This window comes from Glaciecola punicea ACAM 611, from assembly GCF_000252165.1.
Taxonomy (GTDB): domain Bacteria; phylum Pseudomonadota; class Gammaproteobacteria; order Enterobacterales; family Alteromonadaceae; genus Glaciecola; species Glaciecola punicea.
Map to the genome: position 1 here is coordinate 16,206 of NZ_BAET01000006.1, position 24,955 is coordinate 41,160.

Consider the following 24,955-nt stretch of genomic DNA (forward strand, 5'->3'; position numbering starts at 1 on the left):
GTTAAGGCTTTAATATGAATAGTTTAGTAGGCGTAGTTTTGCTCATAGGCATTGCTATTTTGTGCTCGAGCAACCGCCGGGCCATAAACCTTAAAACCATAGGGGTCGCATTTTTGCTGCAGGCGGGCATTGCCGCGCTGGTATTTTATTCTGATCTTGGAAAAAACGCCTTGCAAGCACTGTCGCAGGGCGTAACTCACGTCATCTCTTATGGCAATGTTGGCGTGGAGTTTGTATTTGGCGATTTGGCTCGGCAAAAAGTGGGCTTTGTGGTTGCTCTTAATGTGCTGGCGGTGATCATCTTTTTCTCCGCGCTTATTTCCGTTCTTTACTACTTAAAAATAATGCCGCGCGTGATTGCTGTGCTGGGGGGCGGAATTTCGAAACTGCTAGGCACCAGCAAAACTGAATCGGTATCGGCCGCGGGGAATATTTTTGTTGGATTAACTGAAGCCCCTTTAGTAGTGAAACCCTATATTAAAACCATGACCAAGTCAGAGCTTTTTGCGGTGATGGTGGGTGGTTTAGCCTCAACCGCTGGCGCCATGCTGGCGGGTTATGCAAGCCTTGGAATTGAGGTTAAGCATCTTGTAGCCGCCAGCTTTATGGCGGCGCCAGGGGGGCTGCTTATGGCAAAAATCATCTTTCCCGAAAATGAAACGCCTGTAGACTCAAAACATAATGACTTTTCTGAGCAGCAAGAAGATCAGCCTTCTAGTATATTTGAAGCCATCACTAACGGTGCATTAGCAGGTTTAAAGCTGGCGGCCAGTATCGCAGCGCTGCTAATTGCATTCGTTGCATTAATCGCCATGGTAAATGGTTTATTTGGCTATCTTGGCTCCCTTGCGGGCTATCCGCAGCTGAGTCTGCAAGTTATTTTAGCCTATATATTTTCGCCATTGGCATATGCGATAGGTGTCCCATGGTCAGAAAGCTTAGCAGTTGGGCAGCTGCTTGGCGAAAAACTCGTTGTAAATGAATTTGTTGCGTTTATTAGCCTTCAAGGTATGTCTGACCTGAGTGAGCATTCAAGAATCATTGCGACTTTTGCTTTGTGTGGCTTTGCTAATTTGGGCTCGTTAGCTATCTTACTCGGCGGGCTTGGCACCATGGCGCCCTCGCGACGAGCCGATATATCAAATCTCGGATTAAAAGCGGTATTAGCGGCAACCCTAGCAAACCTAATGAGCGCGGCTTTAGCCGGCTTATTTTTAACAATTTAACGCGGCGTGCACAAAGGCGCACACGCAGAAATAAAACTGAGCATTAATTTTTATTTGCTAAGTTTCAAGTTAGTCCGTTTTGTATGCGCCACAGTTGATTAAGCAATACGCTTGTGATACTTATGTAAAGACTATGAACATTTACGGGCAGCATCCAGTATAACTTTTACTTATAAAGGAACACACCATGACCAAGGTATTTAATAAAAACAAAATCATTGTTGCTCTATCGCTATCTGCGCTTACTTTAGGCGCTGGTGCACAACAGACAAACGCTATAGCACAAAATGCAGTGGCAGAAAACAGCGCAATTGAAGAGATATCCATAGTCGGCAGTCGTGTGCCGGGTAGAAGCTTACAAGATAGCTTAGTACCGGTTGATATAATCACTGCAGAGCAGCTAGAGCAATCGGGCACGCTTGGCAGTGAAATTGGGATGCTGTTGCAAGCCAACATACCGTCTTTTAATATGCCCAGACAATCAAACTCTGGCAACAGTGATATTGTTCGAGCAGCTCAGTTGCGCGGATTAAACCCAGACCAAATACTTGTTTTGGTGAATGGTAAAAGAAGGCACAGCAACGCCGTTGTAGCCGCCGACACCAAATTAGGTAAAGGCGCTGCGGCGGTTGATTTCAATAACATTCCCACTAGCGCCATCGCCAGAATAGAAGTGCTAAGAGATGGTGCTGCTGCCCAGTATGGATCTGACGCAATTGCCGGCGTAATTAATATTGTATTAAAGGACTCCGAAAGTGAAGGTAGTGTAAGCGTAACTTATGGCGCACACATGACCAACCTTAAGCCTATTGATGAAGATATTACCGACGGTAACACCGCAATTTTGTCATTCAATAAAGGCCTTAGTCTAGGCAATGGCTTTATTAATTTAAGCGGTGAGTTTAGAAACCGTTCGGCCACTAATCGCGCAGGTTTTGACCAGTTGCCCACAATAGGTTTTGCTGAATTTATTGCCCCCATTCCACCTAGCGGTACGCCTGAAGCTGCGCCCAATGACGCATTAGCCGGAAAGCGCAATTTTACAGTAGGTGACGGTGAGTCTAGCGACTTAAACCTTGCTTTTAACGCAGGATTTACGCTTAGTTCAAAAACAGAACTGTACGGATTTGGTACTTATTCAGACCGAGATGCTGAAGGCTCAAACTTCTTTAGATATCCCGTTTCAGAAAATAATATTCAATCGATATATCCGAACGGTTACCGTCCTGTCAGTGTCGCACGAGTATCTGACTTCTCATTAGCCGGCGGCGTTACCACATACTTTGGCGATTGGTTACTCGATTCTAGTCTTGTGTATGGCTCTAACACATACGACGACGATGTTAAAAACTCATTAAACCCTTCACTTGGAGAGTCAAGCCCTACTCGTTTTAATCGCGCAGAATATGAATATTCGCAAGCGGTAGCAAACGTCGAAGCTAGCAATGATTTTGATATCGCTAATACAACGGTATACCTAACTGCCGGCATAGAATATAGAAAAGAGTTTTATAAAACCAAAGCGGGCGACCCTGCGTCCTATCAAGCTGGTCCTATAATTGGTGCGCCAATCGGTTCACAAGCGGGCCCTGGGCTTCAGCCAGTAGATACGGTTGATGAAAATAGAAACGCAATTTCAGTATTTGTTGACACTGATTTTAAAATAACAGATGCAGTCAACCTTTCTGCCGCTATACGCTATGAAGACTATAGCGATTTTGGCGATACATTAAACGTAAAGGTGGCCGCCCGAGCTGAACTTACTGATAACTTGGCCCTGCGCGCTGCAATAAGTACAGGCTTTAGAGCCCCCTCTTTACAGCAATCATTTTTTGCCGGCGGTGGCTCAGTTTTTGGTGACGGTGGAGCTCTTGTTCGCTCATTAAATTTACCAGTATCGAATCAAGTCGCGATTGACAACGGCGCCAAGCCCCTTGAGGCTGAAGAGTCTTTTAATCGCAGTTTTGGTATTTTGTATAATTATGAGCAATTTAGCTTAACCTTTGACTATTATGAAATCGATATTGATGACCGTATTGCCTTGTCAGAAGGTATTAATGTAGCCAATATTCCTGATATATCATCAATTAACTTCTTCACTAATATTATAGATACCGAAACAAGTGGTTTTGATATAGTCGCTTCATACCAGATCAGTAATTGGGATCTTTCTGCCGCGTACAATCAAACCGATACCGACGTGGTAAATGCGCCCGACAGAAACATCTTTGGCATTGAGGAAACCAATACCTTTGAGACCGCAGCGCCTAAAGATAAATTGATTCTGACAGCAACGTGGAGCAAGGATGCGCTATCTATTATGACTCGAGCAACCAATTTTGGCGAAACTAAACGAGTATTCGATTTTGGCGGTGGCTCTGAACCAACCCAAGTATATGGTGACGAATGGGTAATTGATATAGACACTCAATATGCGCTAACTAGCAACTTGTCTGTCGCGCTTGGTATCAGCAATTTATTCGATGAATATCCTGATAAATCGATTTTTGATATAAGCTATTTTGGCAATTTACCCTATGACGCGAGCGTCTCACCCGTTGGTGTAAACGGCAGATTCGTGTATTTACGGTCTACCTATCGTTTCTAGTCTCTATTTAGGTGTCTTAAACAAAGGTAGGTTAAAGACACCGCTTTTAAAAGGCTTTTATATGAATTTACCAAAAAAAATATTGCTCGGGATTATGGCCTCGCTCATGTTACTTGGCGGCTGTGCGGCGAACACTTCAAATAGCGATAGCCAAGCCGAAATAGCAAAGTGTGAAATAATGTACGCTGTGTATCCGCATCCTAAGTCGACGATCAGCACAGGCGCTTCGGTGTTGGCAGCCTTAAGTGAGTTTGACAAGCAAGAAAAGTTAGCGTTAATCGGCTTATTTAAAGACGAGGCAATGGCCATTGCTAAGACGTCTTTGGGTAAATCAAATGGCATAAGGATTAATCGCCAAGAAGCCGTATTAGGTGGTTATGAGGGCAAAACTATTCCTTCCATGGTGCTGCATACCTCGGTCACTTCTCAAGCGGGTTATACCACCCTTATCGAAATAGCCGCCAATATTGGCTACGTATTTTCGCAAGACAGCACTTTAGTCATCTGTGACCAAGCAGCAGGAGAAGATTGGGTAGACTTAGTGTCTTTGAATATACAAGATGCGGGCACCAAAACATTTTTCACTAATGAAAACATTGGCTTGTTTTTTGGTCTAATGATTGGACAGCTCAACACAACTGATGACTTAGGATATACTTTTTATAAAGGCACACGCATATTTTCTACTTTCTCACCACCGTATAATGCGAATAAAAAAGCAGATGCCGTGCAATATTTAGCTGCTTGGTTAAATGATATTTCTAATAAAAATATTACACTGAATATTTCAAAACAGCCGGTATCGGTTTTTTTCCCGCACAATGATTGGGCCATCAATCCAGCTGGCGAACAGTACACAAAATATTTGCGAGATGGTCTGGTAAGTCCAGAAATCATGTCTTTTAAAGCGCGAGTCAAGCGCGACATACAGCAGTATATTAGTAATAACTCTTAACTATTGGCCGCGCTTAAAATGGATGACTCAGGTTGGGATCATGTATACTATTTCGTAAAAGAGAGAACGGCCTATGAATAACAGTGAAGCGCAGGTATTAAAAGCAGCATCACTATATTATTTGAACGGACTTACCCAAGATCAAATTGCCAAGCAGTTTGGCCTATCTCGCCCCACTATTATTAGAATGCTTAAGCGAGCTCTTGATGCCGGGTATGTTGAGATTAAACTAACACGTAAATTGCCGCATAACATAGAGCTAGAGAACCTAATTTATGCAAAGTATTCCATTTATGGCATTAATCAGTTAGTGGTCGTTGACAGTGACAATGAAGATCCTAAAAAGGCGTGCGCAAAGGCCACTGCAGAGTATTTAAAAAAGCATTTAAAAAGCAAGCACATTTTAGGCGTGGGATGGAGCAGCACTTTAAGCTACCTAAACGACTATATGTCTAAAGGCAAATACTCCCCCGAGCGCATCGTACAGCTTGGAGGCTATTTAGGCGGCCTAGGTAAATCAAGCGCCCAACATATATCGATTGGTTTAGGATCTATACTTGAAGTACCTGTTGAAACCTTACCGGTACCAATACTATTAAAAAATAAAGAATTGCGCGACGCTCTGCTTAGCGACGCTTCAGTAGCGCAAACAATGGATTGGGTCTCAAAATGTAACATGGGAATTGTTGGTATTGGTGTTACAACAAGGCAGTCGGCACTGGTTAAACATAGATATATTAGTGATGAAGAAATGGCAGAAGTGCATACTAACGGTGCCGTTGGCGAGGTGCTATCACATTATTTTACCGCTCATGGCGTCGAGCTAGATACTCCTTGGAAAAACCGTATGGTAACAGTTGATGTAAAAGTCATGAAAAATATTAATAACCTTATTGGGGTTGCTGCGGGTGCTGAAAAAGCAAATTCCGTTAAAAGCGTGTTACGCTGCGGGGTTTTGAATACCTTGATAGTGGACGTACCGCTAGCAGAAGCAATCTTAAAATAAACATAATTATGTGAATTTATATTAGGAATGAATATGAAATGTATCATCAGCGTTTTTGTTTTACTCAGTCTATCGGCCTGTACCGAGGTCAAAGAAAAGGACTTATGGACAATTTATGAAGATTCATTTGTGTATGCCAAATACATCGATTTAACGCATCCATTTGAAGTTAAACAAGCAGTGTGGCCTGGCTTTGGCACTGCTACTGTTTCGGGGGCTGTCGCGGGTCAAGAAATGCCAGGCTTCATTAGTATTGGTGAAGAGTTTACCTATGCCGATCACGGTTTCGTGGCAACCGCTTACACTATTCCAACCGACCAATACGGCACTCAACTGGATCCACCCGCGCATTGGAATCCTATGGGTGCGACCATTAGCGACATTCCTCCTACATACGCGATGCGACCATTAGTGGTGATTAATGTGGTAGATAAAGTCAAAAAAGACGAGGGTTATCACCTTCAAGTTCAAGACGTACTTGATTGGGAAGACAAACATGGCATCATTCCCAAAGGCTCGGTTGTGATGGTGCGTTCTGACTGGTCTAAGCGGTGGAAAGAAATTGAGCGCTTCAATCAAAAGCCATTCCCGGGCGTTGGCTTAGAAGCGTTAAAGTTTTTGCATAATGAAAGAGGTATTTTGTTTCATGGACACGAGCCATTAGACACCGATACAACCCCTAATTTAGAAGGTGAGCACTGGCTGCTGCATAATAACTTTGCTCAGGCTGAGGGCGTCGCAAACTTACATATGGTGCCTGAAAAAGGCGCACTAATTATCATAGGTTTTGCAAAACCCTTAGGTGGCACCGGCGGATTCGCGAGATATATTGCGGTGGCGCCACCAAGCTGGTCTTATGGCGTGAGTATTGATGAAGTGCCTGGCGCTCCTTTAATGACGCAAACACACCCATTAGCACGAGATGAATTTGGTATTATGCGTCCCACGCCAATAAAGGAATAAGTAACATCGTCTAATTGATTCGGACGCACTGCTTGAAAGATGATACTCAAAACTTATGTGGACCTCAGCGCTTTAACAATAAAATTTAACGCACAAAGAAATAGATGCGTATTTATGTAAAAGTATATGAAAATCTCGATTAGTTTTCTCGTTAACATTAACACTGTTGAGATTACTTATCGTATTTTCGAAAAATACACCAAAGGTAAGTCCCCTTTGCACCAACACGCTATTATCTAGCTGGATAGGTCTACTATTGAGAAAAGTAATATCCCACACATGGTTTTGCCACGGATGTCAAAATACAGTCAGTTACCATGCATAGTAATGCTAAATATTTTAATTTGCCTTCCCTGCTTCCGTAGCCTCAGGAACTTCAACTAAGTTTCCAGTTTTACAGTCATAGATATAACCATAAATCGGTATCTCGCTTGGCACCATCGAGTTAGCTCTGATCCGCTGAACATCTTCTAAGACACTTTTTTCTTGAACACTTATAGTTAGCCAGTTGATGTACTTACCGTCAGTTGTTCCACCACCAGGATTGCTATCATGCCAACCAGAGGCATCAACGCTTGATGTGTTTAAACTACTCGATAGTAAGTCTCCCATTATTTCATCCGTAAATGTTTCCATTCCGCAATCAGTATGGTGAATGACAAACCATTCTTTTGTACCTAGTAATTTGTAAGATATGACTAGCGAACGAATGGCATCATCGCTTGCTCTTCCGCCTGCATTTCTAATAACATGCGCATCACCTTCCGCTAGGCCTGCATATTTAGCTGGGTCTAATCTCGCATCCATGCATGTCAAAATAGCAAACTGTCTGCTAGGCGGCATCGGCAAATCACCTTTATCAGCAAAATTTGCTACGTACTCAGCATTCGCTGACTTTACTTCTTCGACTATTTTACTCATTATAATTATCCTATGGTTTGCCGCAATGTTTTAGCTTTTTACAAAACGGCGATTGTCTAAACTTAAATGTATAGTACGGAAAAGTTATCGACGTCGTTTAGATTGTCGCGCAATATCTCATTGCTTTTTGTACTAAGCAATCTTACACTAGCGATCGAACGGTAATGAATTCAGCGGTAACTGAATCGCTGTAATTTATGCGATAGAGCTATTTTGAAAAAATAAAGGAGGCTGTAACAAAATCTGTGTAACTGTAGACAAATAAGTTTGCTGTCTTATTCCATAATATCAAGTGCGTAAACACAAAGCACCCCAGCAGTTTCCCTTCCCTATTTAAGCCGATAATTCTCTTTTAAAAAATCAATAAACAGTCTCACTTTTTTCATGGTTCTCCTATTTTCAGGAAATATCGCGTACACATTTACCTCGTTTGAATGAGGATTGCTATCAAAGTCGTTCAACACCGATTCGATTGTGCCTATCGACAACTCGTTCTCAACCAGCCAGTCAGGGAGCAGAGCAATACCCAAGCCATCTTTGACTGCCTCTAGCAATACTTCAGAATTATTTGCCACCATATTAGGCTGCGGTGAACAGGTAAACACTTCTGATTCACTGGCTAATTTAGGCGTAAAATTCCAATTTTTAACCCCATTATTGTAAGCAAAAAGTAAACACTTATGTTGGTTTAGTTCCTCTGGGTGGGAGGGTCTACCTGCCTTATCGAAATAACTTTTTGCGCCTACCACATACCTAGAATGCGATGATATTTTAGTTACAATTAAGCTTGTAATCGACGGCAGCGGGCCTATTCTAATTGCAATATCTACATCCATGCTTTGAATATCTACTTCATCGTCACTTAAATGAACAACAATATGAATGTTAGCAAAGCGATGCATAAATTGATTAATTATGGGCATGATCCTTAACCTACCTAATGCGGTTGGCATGGCAATATGCAGCTTTCCTCTTGGCTTGGTATCTAAATCACGTATATTTTCTTCTGCTAGGGCCAATTGGCGAAGTATGATTATGGCTTGATGATAAAAAATTTCCCCTGCACTGGTTAAGGTTACTTTTCTAGTGGAGCGATTTAGAAGCTTTGTCCCTAGCTGTTTTTCTAGTTTATCGACTAAGCGCGTCACGCTCGATGTGGCAAGGTCTAGTTGGCGCGCCGCAGCCGAAAAGCCTTTTTCATCAACCGTCTTTACAAATGCAGCCATACTTGCAAATTTATCGCTCATAATACCTCCTTAACATCAGTACACCCATCTTGCCAGTGTAGACTGTTTTTTATCACCTATACAAACGACACTCAAACTGTTGAATTAACGAACCAAGGTTTTATATATTTTCATACAAGCATTATTGCACATAGTGCAATGCCGAATCTACTTTTGAGGGTATTATCAATTTTCATTAAACGGTATAAGCTATATACCATTAAAATCGGATGAAGAATTTATGAATAATCAAATCACAATACCCGTATCCATTACCTCTGACTTTATTTGCCCTTGGTGCTTTATTGCAGCAAGGCGCTTAAACGAAGTCGCCAGAAAAGTGGGCGTTAAGCTAGATATTACCTATAAACCATATGAGCTCAACCCTACTATGCCTGAACTAGGGAAAGACAGAAAAGCCTATCGTAGTCAAAAATTTGGAAGCCTTGAGCGCTCTAATCAACTCGATCTTGGCACGATTGAAGCCTCAAAAGATGATCCACTCACATTCGACTATGCGCGTATGGCAAAAACACCTAACACCAGATTGGCACACAAGGTGATGCAATTTGTGCAAATGCACGCACCAAACTTAGAGTCTAAGACGGCTGATGCTTTGTTTGAAGCCTATTTTAGTCTTGGCAAAGACATTGGAGATAAACCTACGTTGTTGGCAATCGCACAAGGGATGAATATGGATAGAGATAAATTAAGCCACTTTTTGTCAACGCATAGTCATCGTGACGACTTGAACGCCCAGATTGAAAGTTCAATGCTAAGCGGTGCCAGAGGAGTTCCAACCATCAATTTCAAAAATGGCGACTCTTTTGAAACACTCTACGGTGCCCAGCCGTCTTTTGTGATTGAAAGACTGCTTACAGCACTAAAAAAAACAGCCAGTTATAATGCGTGATCTGATAAAAAATAGCGCTTCGATGATGGATTTATTAAACATTAGACGTCACAAACAGGGTCTACATAAGCTTTACCCTAATGGAGAATAATATGCATGTTCATACCGCGAATTTTCGAAAAAAAGCCCTTGTAATAGGCGGTTCGCTTGGCGGTTTATTCACCGCTAATATTCTAAAAAATATAGGCTGGGATGTAGATATTTACGAACGCTCAGCAGCTGACTTAGACAGCAGAGGCGGTGGAATGGTGCTACAACCCGACGTTGTTAATGTTTTTAAAGAAGTGGGCGCAAGCATAAAAGGAGGGCTCGGTGTATCGTCAAAAGATAGAGTGGTGTTTGACCCTAAGGGCGACGTACTTCAGCGCGATAGAGCTCCTCAAACCCAAACATCATGGCGTCTAATCTATTCAAATATGCGCGAACACTTTGGAGATAAACATTACCATCAAGGCAAAACACTAGTGAATATTATACAACAAGAAGATTCGGTAAATGCTTTGTTTGACGATGGCAGTGAAGTCAACGCTGATATACTAATTGGCGCAGACGGCGGTAATTCTACGGTGCGCAAACTAGTGTCACCAACTAGCAAAACACAGTATGCAGGCTATGTGGCTTATAGAGGCTTAATCAAGGAAAAGGATATGCCGCAGGATGCAAAAGAGCTACTAGGTGATTTTGGATTTGCTAGTAATACCCGCTCTCATATTTTAGGATATTTAGTGCCTGGCGATAACAACAGTAGCGAAGAAGGAAGTCGCTACTATAATTGGGTTTGGTATCGCGCGGTTGAAGAAATAAATGAGCTGCCAGATTTAATGACCGACAAAGCGGGCAAACGACGAGAATACGCCATACCTCCGGGCATGTTGGCGCCAAAATGGCGCACTAAAGTATATCAAGATGCGAATGCCTTATTGCCCTGTGCATTTAAAGCGGCGGTGCTAGCAACTGAAGAACCATTTGCGCAAGCTATTGTAGATTTAACCAGTGAAAAAATGGTTTATACCAATGTGTTACTACTTGGCGATGCCGCATTTATTCCGCGACCGCACACCGCAGCAAGCTCTGCCAAAGCTGCTGCCAATGCGCTTGCACTGGGCGGAGCGTTAGCCCAGGTTACCAGCTATGACGAACTAAAAAGCGCACTGGATAAATGGGAAAAACCGCAGCTAAGCCTAGGCAACTATTTGTATCAGCAAGGATCAAGAGCAGGCAGTTACCTAATATTTGGTAAATAGTGTTGTAAACAAAAAAGAACTCGCTATTTGAATAGCAGAAAAATGTAGCGTCAAGCCTCTATTAAAAACAATAAGCACTTCAAAAGATGTTTAGGCAGGTTACACTAAGAATATAAACAATTTTTGAGCAAGGTAAAACCTACATGAGTCTCCTTTCTTCTGTTGCCATTTTTTTAGCCGCGACAATCATCGCGGTACCACTGTTTAAACGCTTCAAGCTAGGAGGGATTTTAGGCTACTTAGTAGCAGGCGTGCTTATTGGACCCTCTGTTTTTAACTTCATTGCAGACCCCTATACTATTTTGCATTTTGCCGAATTAGGCGTGGTTATGCTGCTGTTTGTTATTGGCCTAGAACTTGAACCCACCACGCTATGGCGAATGCGCAATCAAATAATGTTAAGCGGCGGCAGCCAACTTACCTTCAGCGCCCTGCTCATAGGCGCAATATGCTACTTTGCGCTAGGCTTAAATATGTCCACAAGCATTACTATTGGCCTTGCATTAGCGCTATCGTCAACCGCTTTTGCTATTCAGTTAATGAATGATCAGCGTATTTTAAACACACCGCCCGGGCAGCAAGGCTTTTCCATGCTGCTGATGCAAGATATAGCGGTAATCCCTATACTACTATTAGTGGCCTCGTTTTCGCCCGTTCAGACCGAAGGTGGTGTTGCGTGGTACGTAAGTTTAGCCGCAGTAGCGGCAGTGCTTGTAGTGGGCCGATATATGGTAAACCCAGTGTTGCGCGTGATTGCTAAATACGGCAGTAGTGAAGTAATGACCGCAGCGGCCTTATTTTTAGTGCTGGTTACCGCGCTGGCGATGTCAAAGTCTGGCTTGTCGATGGGAATGGGCGCCTTTCTTGCGGGCATATTGCTAGCCAACAGTAGCTTCAAGCGGCAATTAGAAATTGAAATAGAACCCTTTAAAGGTCTGTTGTTAGGACTTTTCTTCATAGCGATTGGCATGACGCTAGATTTAAATTTATTAGTGTCGCAGCCTATATTTATTGTAGCAATGAGCCTTGCTCTGGTTATCTTTAAAGGCCTCATTATTGTGTTGATTCTTATCGCTAATAAAGAATCAAAGCGCGACGCCTTTAGAATAGGGGTAATGCTGTCTCAAGGCGGTGAATTTGCCTTTGTGGTGATGACCTTAGCGGTAAGTTCTGCTGTGCTGTCACCTGAAATTGCTGCCAGCGTAAATTTAATTGTGGGGCTGTCTATGGCCTTCACTTCACCCATGGTGATCTTGTATGGACAGTTTTTCAACTCAAAAAACTGTCCGCCGGTATATGAGTCGCAAAGTGTGTCACACGAACCTCAGGTAATTATTGCTGGTTTTGGGCGATTTGGACAAGTTACAGCAAGAGTATTATCGGCAAATAATATTCCATACACCGCGCTGGATAAAGATGCACAGCATATTGAGTTTGTCAGGCAGTTTGGTAATCGCGTATTCTTTGGAGACGCGTGCCGGGTAGACTTACTTAAAAAGTCGGGGATTGAAAATGCCCGCGTGCTGCTTATCGCCATCGACTCAGCAGAGCAAACCAGCCGACTTGTGCAGCTAGTGCAAAGTGAATTCCCGCACATAAAAATAATCGCTCGGGCTCGCAATCGCACGCACGCCACTGCACTTGCACAAGCTGGGGTTGAGCGTTTCGTGCGCGAGGTATTTGATGGTGGCTTAAACGCCTGTGGACAAGTATTAACTGCCTACGGATATACGCAAGGACAAGCACAATATATGACGGAGGTGTTTGCTAAACACGATTTAAAAATACTCAATGAAGTGATTCACACCGACCCTGAGTTTGCAGGCTTAATTACCACCGTCACACGGGGTCGCGAAGAGCTTGAGCAAATTTTCATTAACGATAAGAAAATAAAATAAGATTTGAATGGTCATAAATACATATCAGATAGGGCCCAATAACGCGGCAGAAATAACACCTAAAACGGTTAATCATTGCTAGCAGTGTGCTATTAAGTGAATGTGAAAAGAACGTTAGTAATAATAAACCTATCTGAAATAAAAATTGGATCGTTAATTACCCTTAAACTAAAGCAAAATCGCTCCCTGTTGCATAGAGCAGGATGGTGGTTTATGCTAGGTATTATAGCTAAAACTTATAGAATAGAGGAAGCCCACCATGTCAAAACCATCAAAGTGCCCTATTGCTGGCGGCTACGAGGCGATTGAAAGTAAGCGTATAGGAGGTGCCATCGGCACACCACCAATGAACGCTGACTGGTGGCCAGGACAGCTGCCAATTGAATTACTTCATAGCCAATCGGCCAAGGCTAATCCACTTGGTGATAATTTTGATTATCCAGCAGCATTCGCATCTATAGATATTGATGTAGTTAAAAAAGACATTGCAGAGCTATTAATTACATCGCAAGATTTTTGGCCTGCTGACTACGGTAATTATGGTCCACAAATGATCAGAATGGCATGGCATTCTGCAGGATCTTATCGGGTCTTTGACGGACGCGGCGGCTCAGCACAAGGTTTACAGCGCTTTGCACCATTGTATTCGTGGGAAGATAACGGAAATATAGATAAGTCTATCCGCTTGCTGCAACCCATTAAGCTCAAATATGGCGAGAATATTTCATGGGCCGACCTCATCATTTTGACCGGAAATGTGGCATTAGAACAAATGGGCTTTAAGACCTTCGGCTTTGGCGGTGGGCGAATTGACTGTTATGAAGCCGACGACGCTAGCTATTGGGGCCCCGAAACCGTTATGGCTACGCAAGACAAACGCTGGCTTGGTGAGCCTGGTACAAAAGAATATGACTTGGAAAACCCACTAGCAGCCTCGCGTCAATCGCTCATCTACGTACACCCAGAAGGCCCTTTTGGTAATATGGACCCTTTGTCTTCTGCACAAGAGATTAGAATTACATTTGGCCGCATGGGTATGAACGATGCAGAAACCGTAGCGCTAATCGCAGGCGGTCACGCGTTTGGTAAGAGTCACGGTGGTTCACCTAAATCTTTCCTTGGTCCTGAGCCTAGTGCAGCACCCATTGAAAATCAAGCTTTGGGTTGGTTAAACAGCAATGGTTCAGGTAAGGCACAATTCACAACCACCAATGGTATTGAAGGTGCTTGGACATCTAACCCTACTCGTTGGGACCACGAATACTTAAAGAACTTATTCGCGTTTGATTGGGAACAATGTGAAAGTGTAGCAGGCGGCAAGTCATGGCGCCCTAAAGAAGGTGCGGCATCAGACCTTATTCCTGACGCGCATGTTGAAGGTCTTCGTCACCCACCTATGATGATGACAACAGACATCGCATTAATTAAAGACCCGGCATACCTAGAAGTTTGTAAGAAGTTCTTTGAAACCCCAGCCTTGCTAGATGATGCTTTCGCCAAAGCGTGGTATAAGCTTATACATCGAGATATGGGACCAAAGAACCGCCTGCTTGGCAAAGATGTTCCCAGCGAAGAGCTGATATGGCAAGACCCTATTCCTGAACTTAATCATGACTTGATAAGTGAAGCCGATATAAATGCACTTAAAACTAAGATATTAGAAACGGGCCACAGCGTATCGGCGCTTGTGAGCACAGCTTGGGGCTCTGCCTCAACATTTCGCAAAACAGACCTTAGAGGTGGAGCCAATGGCGCTCGTATAAGGCTTGAACCAATGATCAATTGGGAAGTAAATAATCCCAAGCAACTCAAAAGCGTTTTAGCATCACTTGAAGAAATACAGCAAGGATTTAATAGTGCTGATTCTGGCGCTAAACGAGTTTCCGTCGCTGACTTAGTGGTGCTATCTGGATGTGCCGCTATAGAAAAGGCAGCATTAAGTGCCGGTGTAAAAATTAATGTACCGTTTGTACCGGGTCGTATGGACGCCCTTAAAGAACAAACAGATGAGCATAATATATCTTTTCTAGAGCCCTATGCCGATGGTTTCAGAAATTTTACTAAGGGAAAATATGCTGTTGATACAGAGCGTATGCTCATAGACAGGGCGCACTTACTAGACCTATCAGCACCTGAAATGACCGCACTTGTAGGAGGACTTCGTGTTCTTGACACCAATTTTGATGGGTCTAAACATGGTGTATTCACCACTGTCCCTGGCGCACTGAGCAACGATTTCTTCGTAAACCTTCTCGATATTAATACCAAATGGGCCCCAATTGATGAAGATAACGAAACATTTGAGGGTAAGGACACGAAAACCGGAGAGCTTAAGTGGACCGCAACGCGAAATGATCTTGTCTTTGGCTCTAATCTACAGCTGCGCGCTGTGTGTGAAGTTTACGGCTCATCCACAGGAAACACTCGCTTCATTACGGCGTTTGTAAGCGCATGGCACAAAGTGATGATGCTTGACCGTTTCGAACTTGAAAACGAACTGTACCGTTCTTAATACCGCGGTATTCATGCCCGAGACATCCCTAAACGGCGGTGCCTCGGCGCCCCACTTAGGCAATTCGTTCTTCAATAAGCAAAGTAAGTAAACCCTTCAATCACTCGCTGTAAACATTTGTTAGCTATTAATCCAATGCGACCAGCGCTATCATTCGCATATCAACTAAAACTATTAACAAAACGTACAATATACATCTTGCTTAACATACACCCTTTCATGCATTATAAATCGCAGGACGTTTCATAAACTCTTAGCGCATCATACTTAGCGCATATTTTATATTCAGAAATATTGTTATTCTCCCTTATGCACGAAGTTTACTACACTAGGAGGAAAGTATGTTTCTAATTGACCACATCATTTTACTAGCCGCTGTATTAATTCTCTTAGGCATTGTTTCGAGTAAACTATCGGCACGATTAGGCTTACCCGTACTCGTATTATTTTTACTGGTCGGGATGTTAGCCGGTGAAGAAGGCCCTGGCGGCATTGTTTTTGATAACGCAGAAGCCGCACATACCCTTGGCACTATCGCCTTGGCCATGATTTTGTTCGACGGCGGGCTACAAACCCCTATGCATGCCATTAAACAAGTGTGGCGGCCGGCCTCAACCCTGGCCACAGTTGGCGTACTTGTTACCGCCGCAATTACCGGTCTTGCAGCAGCCTATATTCTAGATATACCACTGCTACAGGGTATGTTACTAGGCGCTATCGTTGGCTCGACAGACGCCGCAGCTGTTTTTGCATTGCTGCGTAACGCTGGCATTCACTTAAATAAAAAACTAAAAGCAACCTTAGAAATAGAAAGTGCATCTAACGATCCCATGGCCATTTTTCTTACCGTTGGTTTACTCGAAGTATTGGTAAACTCCATGGAGCCGGGCACCAGTTTGCTAATAATGTTTATTTCGCAAATGGGCCTAGGTGCAATAGTGGGTTTGGCGGTTGGTTGGATAGCAGTTAAAGTCATAAACCGCATACACTTGGTCGCTTCGGGTTTATACCCTGTGTTAGTAGTAGCGCTGGGCTTACTCTCTTTTGGGGTGTCAGCGGCTATTGGTGGCAGCGGGTTTTTATCAATTTTTATTTCTGGCGTAGTGATAGGCAATAGCCGTTTTGTATTTCAGCGCAGTACCTTCTTATTTCACGATGGTTTAGCATGGTTAAGCCAAATCACCATGTTCGTAGTGCTTGGTTTACTGATCCATCCATCGTCACTACTAGATGTGTGGTTTGAGGGCTTAATGATTGCCTTGGTGCTTACCTTTGTCGCACGGCCTTTAGCAGTCATCCCCATATTAGCCTTGTTCGGCTTTAACTGGCGCCAAATCACATTGGTGTCTTGGGTCGGTTTACGCGGCTCTGTGCCCATTATTTTAGCCATTTTCCCGCTTATTTTTGGTCTGCCTGGTGCCGACCTGATATTTAACGTGGTGTTTTTCGTGGTCTTAATTTCGGCCACGGTTCAAGGCTCTACACTGCCATGGATTGCGCGCAAGCTAAAATTAACCTTACCGCCTCCTGTGACACCCGCCGCCACCTTGGAGATAACCGCTGTGGGCGATGTTGACGCTGAAATTGTTGAATACACCTTAGGTGAAAACTCACGCGCAGTGGGACGCAGGCTTTCGCAAATGGCGCTGCCTGATAGCGCAGTGGTTGCCATGATCACTCGCAATAGTAAAGTCATTGCGCCTCGCGGCTCGACCACATTATGCGCCAGTGACCATTTATTTATTGTATTAAAACCTGACTCGAGAGATTTTGTTAATTGTGTGTTTTCTGGCAACGTCGGTAGTAATGAAAAAACCAAGCTGCCTAATAAAGGGCTTCAAATAAAAGGCAATACTTTGGTGGCCAACTTACGACACTCTTACGGTATTCGATTAGCCGCGAATGACGAACACAGCATAGAACAGGTCATAACGGAGGCCTTAGGTGTTGTGCCCACTATAGACGCGGTAGTTGAACTTGCTAATATTCAACTACAGGTGCTAGATATGATATCACAGCGCATTATTACGGTGGGCGTGTTGCTTGCACAAGAAAGTGATGAAACGTAAGTGCGAAGCGACTAACCGTATCTACGACACATGCGGGTCTTTATTAGTCGATATACTATCGGCAGGTTTCACAACATTTTACCCGCGTGGAAGATTAAATATTATTTGTTCAGGTATTAAGTAAAAAAAGAATGCTTGTTGGATAAAACACTGAAAAAATATTCTATTTAACGAGATTTAACACCATGTCGAAATGAGGCGAATTTTTTCCTTGTATCAACTCAAATACAAGCATTTCGCTTGTTACTACTTCTGCCCCGGCGACACCTAGCCTGGCCGTTGCGGTGTCGCAATCGAGTTGAGTTCTAGAACTAATGGCATCGGCCACTAGTATTACGCGATACCCATGTGTCAACGCGTCAATAACGCTTTGAGTCACGCAAACATGCGCTTCACAGCCAATAACAATAAGACAGCTTTTGCCTTGTTGCCTGTGCTCTTCCATATTTTTGACTAATGCGGGCGCACCAAAGCAGGAAAATGTCGTTTTCGCAAACAAATTATTATTAATAAACGGCTGTACAATATTTGCAGATGGACCAAGACCTTTTGTATACTGTTGCGCTATTGTGACCGGAATGTCGAGTGCGGTAGCTGTGCTAAGCACGATGTTAACGTTGCGTAACATCGTTTCAATATTTAATAAAACCGGCGCTAATCGCGTTTGAATATCGACTACCAGTACTTGGCACTGAGACGCTTCAATTCTAATCTGCATAATATAAATCCTTTGCTTAAATTGAATAAGTAGTCATTAAAATAACTTGTTAACAAGTTTATTTATATTCCAATGCTGCTACTATAATTTGTAGTAAGCGACAAAAGGCTTAAGACTTTAGTGTGTAGTTAATTGTTCGTCTTTCAAAGGACGGTGTTTAGTTAGTAAAAGGATTATTCGCCTCCTTTGGTGATGCTATTGGCGTGGGAATTAAACGCAATATGGTACACCTCGCCCCTCACATTGCTGAAAATACTAAAGAGGGAGAAACCGGTTGTGCCGACTCACTTGTTAACGTAAACCGATTTTACCCGCTAAGCGATGCGTATATATAGCACTGCTTATAATCTGGTAAAGATCGTTTTTTAGTTCTTCGGTCTTATAAACGGCATGTGTCTGTTTACGTCTTTATATAACAAGTATCTAAATGGTCCCGGTCCTCCGGCGTAACAAGACTGTGGGCAAAAAGCGCGTAACCACATAAAGTCTCCAGCTTCTACTTCCACCCATTCACCGTTTAGGTGATATACCGCTTTACCTTCAAGCACATACAGACCGTGTTCCATCACGTGAGTTTCGTCAAAAGGAATAACGCCGCCGGGCTCAAAAGTAACAATATTCACATGCATATCGTGACGCATATCAGACTGCTCGGTAAAACGCGTTGTTTTCCACACATCTCCCGTGTTTGGCATGGCAATAGCCGGGACTTCATGATCGCTCGTTACGAATGGCTCTGGTGCGTCAATACCTTCTACAAATTGGTAAGCTTTGCGGATCCAATGAAACTTAGCGTGCTTGTCGCTGTTATTTTTTATGGTCCATTGACAATTAGGTGGTAAATAAGCATAACCGCCAGCGCTCATATTGTGCACGATACCTTCAATATTAACGTCCATTTCACCTTCTACCACAAACAAAACAGCTTCGGCGCTGGCATCTAGTTCTGGCTTGTCAGAGCCGCCATTTGGACCTAATTCCACAATATACTGTGAAAATGTTTCAGAAAAACCACTTAACGGACGTGCTATTACCCACATGCGCATGTGGGTCCAAAACGGCAGATAACTGATAACAATATCAGTTAATACTCGCTTTGGAATAATCGCATAGCCTTCGGTAAAGATAGCACGGTCTGACAACAACTGTGTTTGCGGTGGTAAGCCGCCGGTTGGTGCGTAATAAGTACTTTTAGTTGACATGTTGAATGGTCCTAGTTAGCTACATTTTGATGCAGTTGGTTAAATTTTTGTCGGTACGCGTGAAGCAACGGTTCAGTGTAGCCGTTAGGCTGAGTTTCGCCTTTGAAGACTAAATCAAGCGCCGCTTGAAACGCTAAACTTGCGTCAAAGTCTACAGACATAGGTCTGTAAAGTGGATCGTGTTCATTTTGCTTGTCGACCACGGCAGCCATCTTTTGTAGCGCATCTTTTACCTGAGGCTCAGTCAAAATGCCATGTTTCAGCCAGTTACAAATATGCTGGCTTGAAATACGTAAGGTTGCGCGATCTTCCATCAAACCAACATTATTAATGTCGGGAACTTTAGACGCGCCCATGCCCAAGTCGACCCAGCGCACTACATAGCCTAATAATCCCTGCGCGTTGTTGTTAAGCTCTTTTTCAATATCACTTGCACTCAAAATTTCTGGGTTTAGCAACAGCGGCACGGTAAGAATATCGTCTATATTTGCACGCACTCTATTTTTAAGTTTATTTTGTACATTAAACACATTCACCTGATGATAGTGAATTGCGTGTAAAGTAGCGCCCGTAGGGGATGGTACCCAAGCGGTATTGGCGCCTGATTGAGGGTGCGCAATTTTAGCTTTCATCATATCTTTCATCATGTCGGGCATAGCCCACATGCCCTTGCCTATTTGTGCCTTACCTGAAAAACCGCAGGCTAAGCCTATATCAACGTTGTAATCTTCATAGCCTTTTATCCAAGGCTGCGACTTCATATCGCCTTTGGCCACAACCGGTCCTAACAGCATACTGGTATGAATTTCATCGCCTGTTCTGTCTAAAAAGCCGGTGTTAATAAACGCCACTCTTGACTTAACTTGTGCAATGCACTGTTTTAAGTTAACCGTGGTGCGGCGCTCTTCGTCCATTACACCTATTTTTATGGTGCCTCGGGATAAGTCTAAGGCGTCCTCTACGGCATCAAACAAGGCGTTGGCTAAGGCAACTTCTTGTGGGCCATGCATTTTAGGCTTTACGATATATACGTTGCCATTTCGTGAATTGCGGTGAACATTTATTTTTTGAATGTCGTGAAGAGCAATACAGGTACTTATCATGGCGTCCATGATGCCCTCTGGCACTTCATTACCGTGGCTGTCGAGTATGGCTGGATTGGTCATTAAATGACCCACGTTTCTACAAAACAATAAACTGCGGCCGTGCACGCTGAGGGCTTCACCAGCAGGGTTGTAATATTCTTTGTCAGCATGTAAAACGCGCTGGCTCACTTTACCTGACTTTTCAATGGTTTCGCTTAAATCACCTTTCATTAAGCCAAGCCAGTTCCGATATACGTTTATTTTTTCTGCAGCATCTACCGCAACCACTGAGTCTTCAAAATCGACAATAGTGGTTAAAGCCGCTTCTAAGGTAATGTCTTTGACGCCTGCTGCATCAGTTTTGCCTATCGCTGAATTTGTGTCAATTTCAATGGCAACGCGCAGCCCATTATGGCTAAGTAATATTGAGCTTGGCGCGCTTGTGTCGCCCTGATAGCCAATAAATTGTGCGCGCTGCGCTAAATTGACTGTATCGCCGCCAGCTAGGGTAATGAGAAGCTGATGACCGGTAATTTCATACTTGTTAGCGTCGGTATGTGAACCTTTTTCTAGCGCAAAATGCGTGTTTAAAAAGTCACGTCCATAAGCAACTACTTTCGCTGCTCTGACAGGGTTGTGAGTAGCGCTTTTTTCTGCACCGCCCTCATCACTTATTACATCGGTGCCGTAAAGCGCATCGTATAAACTGCCCCAGCGGGCGTTGGCAGCATTTAATGCAAAGCGCGCATTGGCTGCGGGTACCACAAGCTGCGGACCTGCTGTGGTGCAGACTTCGCTGTCGACGTTAACGGTGCTAATTTGAAAGTCATCGCCTTGGGGTACTAAATAGCCAATATCTTGAAGAAACGTTTTATAAGACTGCACCTCAAACTTGCCTTGGTTGGCAAGGTTGTATTCGTCAATCTTATGCTGTAATTCTATGCGTTTTTCCAACAGCGCTTTGTTTTGTGGTGCAAAATCGTGAATAATTATCGCTAAAGAAGCCCAAAATGTGTCGCCCGAGACTGACAAACCCGGCAGCACTTCTGTTTCTATAAACGTCACTAAATTAGCGTCAACACGAAGTGCGTTTTTTTGTAAGTATTTTGTCATTGTGCTTTTACTCGGTTATGGTTAATTCCTAAAATTATTCTACCTCTAAATGTAAATAAATTCACCTCAGCTGTCAACTTTGTCAGTAAATTGTAAACAATATTGTTGACAATTTTAGCGAAAGTAAAATATAGTAGCTCATTAATGCGGATTCAAAACTCGCTACTCTTATATATCTACTCATAATCATGGATAATAAGAGCGTAAAGCATAATTTGCTTGGTTTGAACAAGGCTTAATTGCTAGTGCTAAATAGGCTTTACACCGCACCACGATAAATAGTAAATCTATTTTAAAGCAGTGGCTGTGGAATATAAGAACATTTCGCTATTGTTGGTACAAGCAAGACCATCGGCGAGCGCAGATATGCATTTATATAAAACACGACAGTTTTGGTAATCACTCATGACAGACAAAATAGACATACACACTTTAAATAACGCTACGCAGGCAGAGTTCATTGAAACCCTCGCCGAGATTTATGAACATTCAAGCTGGATCCCAGAGAAAGTCTGGCATAGCCGCCCTTTTTTAAGCGTCGATAATTTGCATCAGGCAATGCTGAAAATAGTTGAAAATGCGTCTATCGAAGAAAAACTTACTTTGCTGCGCGCTCACCCACAGTTAGCGGGCAAAGAAGCAAAAAGCGGCTCACTAACCACCGCGTCAACCCAAGAGCAGTCTTCAGCTAATTTAAACGCCCTAAGCAAAAAAGAAATGGACGAAATCACTTCGCTCAATCAGCAGTATATTGACACGCATGGCTTTCCTTTTATCATTGCGGTTAAGAACCATGACAAAGCGGGTATTTTCAATGAGTTTAGAAAGCGTATAAACAAACCTTATAGCGAAGAGGTATATAGCGCTATATTGCAGGTTGGTTTAATCGCTACTTTTCGACTTGCCGGCATACTTAAAGGTTACGAGCCTAGCGCATAACACTTAACAAAACGACACTAACGACATAAATAAGGATTAATCATGGCCAAGCTATCAACCCATGTGCTGGACACCGCAAACGGCAAGCCTGCTGAAAACATCAAACTTGAATTCTATCGCGTAGAAGGTTCACAAAATGTGTTACTCAAAACACTGACCACTAACAACGACGGCAGAACTAATGAACTATTGCTAGACAACAGTAATATTGAAGTGGGTGAGTATATTATTGTATTTTATGTCGCTGAATACTTTACAAAGTTGGGGGTTGAGCAAACAAAACCCGCGTTTTTAAACCGTATTCCCATTCATTTTGGCATTTTCGACGCTAAAGCCAACTACCATGTTCCTTTGCTAGTATCGCCATGGAGCTATTCGACTTACCGCGGTAGCTAGTGGGCGTTATTACCAAAGGCACAGCGGTACTAGGCCTAGGCAACATTGGCGCACTAGCCTCAAAACCTGTGATGCAAAGTAAAGCAATGCTGTTTAAGCACGTTGCCGGCTTTGGCATGGGCAAAAACGCCTGCTGATGTCATCAAAGTTATTGAATACATTGTAAAATAGCAAGTAACTTAGCATATTCACATCCAACGATGTATAATATTATTATGTTACATTACAAACGCCTAATCGTTGTTACCACCCCATATTGGGAAGAACAACCTGCTCTTAAAAAAGCTATTTTTTTAGCTAATACACTTGATGTATCAACCAGCATGAAGTCCGTCGTGACATGGTATAAGAAGTGGTACAAGAGTGTTATTAAGTACTACCGCCGAGTATATTATTGATAAACTGAACTGTGACACACACGTTGTTAAAGGCTAACGTTTATAGGGCCAGCATATTGCTGTTGGCTCTTATACTTATATCACTCAACTTGCGCCCTGCCCTCACTTCCGTAGCGCCTGTTATACAAAGCATTGTTGAAGATTTGTCCTTAAGCCAAGCAAATGCAGGCTTAATAACCACTATACCCGTATTATTAATGGGCTTACTGGCACCCTTAGCGCCTAGGTTAGCGGCTCGCTGGAGCCAAGAGAGCGTGCTGAAGGGCGCAATGGCCGTGCTAACAGTCGCATTGCTGCTGCGGCATTTTAGCCAGCACAGTTTCGCTCTTCTGCTTTTATCTGCCGTGTTAGCGGGCACTGCCATTGCCATTGCAGGGCCATTGATGTCTGGTTTTATTAAGCAGCATTTTGCGCGCCATATGGGTTTTGCAATCGCCATATATTCGGTCAGCATTACCATTGGTGCAGCATTGGCCGTAGCCCTTACATTGCCTATTATCAGTACGTTTGGCGGTGAATGGCACTATGGATTGTCGAGCTGGGGCTGGCTCGCTTTAGCAACCTTCTTGCTGTTAATCATTTTCTTACCAAAATCGACTAGCCCAAAACTAGACAAGAGCATTCTTAAAAAACTGCCGCTGCATTCTTTTAAGGCTTGGTTATTAACCGGCTTTTTCGCGGCGCAAGCCGGTGTTTTTTATGCACTTGCAACATGGATGGTGGCGCATTTTGAGCATGTCGGTTTTAGCATATCTCGAGCCAGTATTATGGCTAGCGTGTTCATGGGGTCAGGTATTTTGGGTGCGCTAATTATGCCTTTGATTGCGGCGCGCACAGCCAAGCGCAGTTTGCTTATAGCGGCAGTTACCTTCATTACGACATTATTGATATTGGCGATAACGTGGCTGCCTCAGTTCAACCCCTTGGTACTTGTGTCTATATTAGGCGTGACCACATCGGGCACTTTTGCACTCGCGCTAGCCTTACCTGTGCTTGAAACTGATACACCTCATGAGGCCTCTCAACTGTCGTCGATGATGTCGTCATTCGGCTATATTATTGGCGGCGTTACGCCTGCATTAGTCGGCATTGGCAAAGACATAACCGGCAGTTATGAATGGTCGTTTACCTTTCTAGCGGCGCTGAGCTTTTGCATGGTTGTTATTGCCTTGTTTTTACCCAATGTTTCTAAAAACCACGCAACGTGATATAGATTAAGACTAAGCACAAGGCGTAATTTGGGCACGTAACCATTGTTTAAAACACGCAATAGCTTTTGACTCACGGTAGCTAATCAAATAGTAACCTGCCTGAGCGGGAATAGGTGTAAAAGGCAAATGATGGCGTTAGTTTTACACGTATCTCAACTTCTGGGATTTTCTCTTGACGAAAGACCTCTATTGTCCTTTCAATATCACCCAAACCTTTTTCAACCGCTGCGTATATCTGCTGGCCAGCATAGGTAAGCGTAATCCCTTTAGAATGGCGCTCAAATAACCTCACCGCCAGCTGCTTTTCAAGTAAACTGATCTGCTGACTTACCGCGCCTGTCGTTACATGCAA

19 protein-coding genes and 1 pseudogene are annotated in these 24,955 nt (G+C 43.3%); 14 read left to right on the plus strand and 6 right to left on the minus strand.

The features are described 5' to 3' along the window. Window positions 1-14: 14 nt before the first annotated feature. From GPUN_RS01745 to GPUN_RS01765, 5 genes are all read left to right on the plus strand, one after another. Window positions 15-1,226 carry a NupC/NupG family nucleoside CNT transporter gene (locus GPUN_RS01745; protein ID WP_006002817.1) on the plus strand — a complete coding sequence of 404 codons (1,212 nt, stop codon included), beginning with the start codon at window positions 15-17 and terminating at the stop codon, window positions 1,224-1,226. Window positions 1,227-1,413: 187 nt separating this feature from the next. Then, window positions 1,414-3,834, plus strand: a complete 2,421-nt coding sequence (locus GPUN_RS01750) for a TonB-dependent receptor plug domain-containing protein (RefSeq protein WP_006002819.1) — start codon at window positions 1,414-1,416, stop codon at window positions 3,832-3,834. Window positions 3,835-3,895: 61 nt separating this feature from the next. Then, complete coding sequence (locus tag GPUN_RS01755) at window positions 3,896-4,789, plus strand: hypothetical protein (RefSeq protein WP_006002821.1); 894 nt, start codon at window positions 3,896-3,898, stop codon at window positions 4,787-4,789. Window positions 4,790-4,862: 73 nt separating this feature from the next. Further along, window positions 4,863-5,795: a sugar-binding transcriptional regulator gene (locus tag GPUN_RS01760; RefSeq protein WP_006002822.1), complete on the plus strand. Its 933-nt coding sequence runs from the start codon at window positions 4,863-4,865 to the stop codon at window positions 5,793-5,795. A 33-nt stretch (window positions 5,796-5,828) separates the two neighbouring features. Next, on the plus strand, window positions 5,829-6,758 hold the full coding sequence (locus GPUN_RS01765; RefSeq protein WP_006002824.1) for a cyclase family protein: 930 nt from the start codon (window positions 5,829-5,831) through the stop codon (window positions 6,756-6,758). Window positions 6,759-7,097: 339 nt separating this feature from the next. On the opposite strand, the gene GPUN_RS01770 is transcribed toward GPUN_RS01765, so the two are convergent. Further along, entirely contained in the window at window positions 7,098-7,679 is a 582-nt protein-coding gene (locus tag GPUN_RS01770; protein WP_006002826.1) for a beta-class carbonic anhydrase, read from the minus strand. A 329-nt stretch (window positions 7,680-8,008) separates the two neighbouring features. Continuing rightward, on the minus strand, window positions 8,009-8,926 hold the full coding sequence (locus GPUN_RS01775) for a LysR family transcriptional regulator (protein ID WP_006002828.1): 918 nt from the start codon (window positions 8,924-8,926) through the stop codon (window positions 8,009-8,011). Window positions 8,927-9,146: 220 nt separating this feature from the next. On the opposite strand from GPUN_RS01775, the gene GPUN_RS01780 reads away from it, so the two are divergent. From GPUN_RS01780 to GPUN_RS01800, 5 genes are all read left to right on the plus strand, one after another. Continuing rightward, a complete protein-coding gene (locus GPUN_RS01780; RefSeq protein ID WP_006002830.1) occupies window positions 9,147-9,818 on the plus strand; it encodes a DsbA family oxidoreductase in 672 nt (223 codons plus the stop codon). 92 nt (window positions 9,819-9,910) lie between these two features. Further along, entirely contained in the window at window positions 9,911-11,062 is a 1,152-nt protein-coding gene (locus GPUN_RS01785; RefSeq protein WP_006002832.1) for an FAD binding domain-containing protein, read from the plus strand. Between the two features lie 143 nt (window positions 11,063-11,205). Beyond that, entirely contained in the window at window positions 11,206-12,960 is a 1,755-nt protein-coding gene (locus tag GPUN_RS01790; RefSeq protein ID WP_006002835.1) for a monovalent cation:proton antiporter-2 (CPA2) family protein, read from the plus strand. A 259-nt stretch (window positions 12,961-13,219) separates the two neighbouring features. After that, window positions 13,220-15,472, plus strand: coding sequence for a catalase/peroxidase HPI (katG, locus tag GPUN_RS01795; protein WP_006002837.1), 2,253 nt, complete (start codon window positions 13,220-13,222; stop codon window positions 15,470-15,472). Between the two features lie 341 nt (window positions 15,473-15,813). Then, the gene (locus GPUN_RS01800) at window positions 15,814-17,541 is read left to right on the plus strand and encodes a potassium/proton antiporter (RefSeq protein WP_006002839.1); all 1,728 of its coding nucleotides are present in this window, start codon (window positions 15,814-15,816) and stop codon (window positions 17,539-17,541) included. A 163-nt stretch (window positions 17,542-17,704) separates the two neighbouring features. On the opposite strand, the gene GPUN_RS01805 is transcribed toward GPUN_RS01800, so the two are convergent. The 3 genes from GPUN_RS01805 to GPUN_RS01815 form a co-directional block, all read right to left on the minus strand. Then, window positions 17,705-18,259: an isochorismatase family protein gene (locus GPUN_RS01805; RefSeq protein ID WP_006002841.1), complete on the minus strand. Its 555-nt coding sequence runs from the start codon at window positions 18,257-18,259 to the stop codon at window positions 17,705-17,707. Window positions 18,260-18,624: 365 nt separating this feature from the next. Then, the gene (locus tag GPUN_RS01810) at window positions 18,625-19,461 is read right to left on the minus strand and encodes a bifunctional allantoicase/(S)-ureidoglycine aminohydrolase (RefSeq protein ID WP_006002846.1); all 837 of its coding nucleotides are present in this window, start codon (window positions 19,459-19,461) and stop codon (window positions 18,625-18,627) included. A gap of 11 nt (window positions 19,462-19,472) precedes the next feature. Then, window positions 19,473-21,659 carry a malate synthase G gene (locus GPUN_RS01815; protein ID WP_006002847.1) on the minus strand — a complete coding sequence of 729 codons (2,187 nt, stop codon included), beginning with the start codon at window positions 21,657-21,659 and terminating at the stop codon, window positions 19,473-19,475. 405 nt (window positions 21,660-22,064) lie between these two features. Here GPUN_RS01815 and uraD point away from each other — a divergent pair, with 405 nt between their 5' ends. From uraD to GPUN_RS01830, 4 genes and pseudogenes are all read left to right on the plus strand, one after another. After that, window positions 22,065-22,598, plus strand: coding sequence for a 2-oxo-4-hydroxy-4-carboxy-5-ureidoimidazoline decarboxylase (gene uraD, locus GPUN_RS01820; protein WP_006002849.1), 534 nt, complete (start codon window positions 22,065-22,067; stop codon window positions 22,596-22,598). A 42-nt stretch (window positions 22,599-22,640) separates the two neighbouring features. After that, on the plus strand, window positions 22,641-22,994 hold the full coding sequence (gene uraH, locus GPUN_RS01825; RefSeq protein ID WP_006002851.1) for a hydroxyisourate hydrolase: 354 nt from the start codon (window positions 22,641-22,643) through the stop codon (window positions 22,992-22,994). After that, window positions 22,991-23,104: pseudogene (locus GPUN_RS13815) on the plus strand (hypothetical protein); the annotation flags it as partial. The gene uraH and the pseudogene GPUN_RS13815, both read left to right, overlap by 4 nt. Window positions 23,105-23,454: 350 nt before the next feature. After that, window positions 23,455-24,600 carry an MFS transporter gene (locus GPUN_RS01830; protein WP_158309253.1) on the plus strand — a complete coding sequence of 382 codons (1,146 nt, stop codon included), beginning with the start codon at window positions 23,455-23,457 and terminating at the stop codon, window positions 24,598-24,600. Between the two features lie 82 nt (window positions 24,601-24,682). Here GPUN_RS01830 and GPUN_RS01835 read toward each other — a convergent pair whose 3' ends face one another. Beyond that, entirely contained in the window at window positions 24,683-24,955 is a 273-nt protein-coding gene (locus GPUN_RS01835; RefSeq protein ID WP_006002856.1) for a LysR family transcriptional regulator, read from the minus strand.

What these genes read in the sequence shown, in the direction of transcription:
- GPUN_RS01745 (WP_006002817.1), top strand. Translation starts at nt 15, where the DNA reads ATGAATAGTTTAGTAGGCGTAGTTTTGCTCATAGGCATTGCTATTTTG.
- GPUN_RS01750 (WP_006002819.1), top strand. Translation starts at nt 1,414, where the DNA reads ATGACCAAGGTATTTAATAAAAACAAAATCATTGTTGCTCTATCGCTA.
- GPUN_RS01755 (WP_006002821.1), top strand. Translation starts at nt 3,896, where the DNA reads ATGAATTTACCAAAAAAAATATTGCTCGGGATTATGGCCTCGCTCATG.
- GPUN_RS01760 (WP_006002822.1), top strand. Translation starts at nt 4,863, where the DNA reads ATGAATAACAGTGAAGCGCAGGTATTAAAAGCAGCATCACTATATTAT.
- GPUN_RS01765 (WP_006002824.1), top strand. Translation starts at nt 5,829, where the DNA reads ATGAAATGTATCATCAGCGTTTTTGTTTTACTCAGTCTATCGGCCTGT.
- GPUN_RS01770 (WP_006002826.1), bottom strand. Translation starts at nt 7,679, where the DNA reads ATGAGTAAAATAGTCGAAGAAGTAAAGTCAGCGAATGCTGAGTACGTA.
- GPUN_RS01775 (WP_006002828.1), bottom strand. Translation starts at nt 8,926, where the DNA reads ATGAGCGATAAATTTGCAAGTATGGCTGCATTTGTAAAGACGGTTGAT.
- GPUN_RS01780 (WP_006002830.1), top strand. Translation starts at nt 9,147, where the DNA reads ATGAATAATCAAATCACAATACCCGTATCCATTACCTCTGACTTTATT.
- GPUN_RS01785 (WP_006002832.1), top strand. Translation starts at nt 9,911, where the DNA reads ATGCATGTTCATACCGCGAATTTTCGAAAAAAAGCCCTTGTAATAGGC.
- GPUN_RS01790 (WP_006002835.1), top strand. Translation starts at nt 11,206, where the DNA reads ATGAGTCTCCTTTCTTCTGTTGCCATTTTTTTAGCCGCGACAATCATC.
- katG (WP_006002837.1), top strand. Translation starts at nt 13,220, where the DNA reads ATGTCAAAACCATCAAAGTGCCCTATTGCTGGCGGCTACGAGGCGATT.
- GPUN_RS01800 (WP_006002839.1), top strand. Translation starts at nt 15,814, where the DNA reads ATGTTTCTAATTGACCACATCATTTTACTAGCCGCTGTATTAATTCTC.
- GPUN_RS01805 (WP_006002841.1), bottom strand. Translation starts at nt 18,259, where the DNA reads ATGCAGATTAGAATTGAAGCGTCTCAGTGCCAAGTACTGGTAGTCGAT.
- GPUN_RS01810 (WP_006002846.1), bottom strand. Translation starts at nt 19,461, where the DNA reads ATGTCAACTAAAAGTACTTATTACGCACCAACCGGCGGCTTACCACCG.
- GPUN_RS01815 (WP_006002847.1), bottom strand. Translation starts at nt 21,659, where the DNA reads ATGACAAAATACTTACAAAAAAACGCACTTCGTGTTGACGCTAATTTA.
- uraD (WP_006002849.1), top strand. Translation starts at nt 22,065, where the DNA reads ATGACAGACAAAATAGACATACACACTTTAAATAACGCTACGCAGGCA.
- uraH (WP_006002851.1), top strand. Translation starts at nt 22,641, where the DNA reads ATGGCCAAGCTATCAACCCATGTGCTGGACACCGCAAACGGCAAGCCT.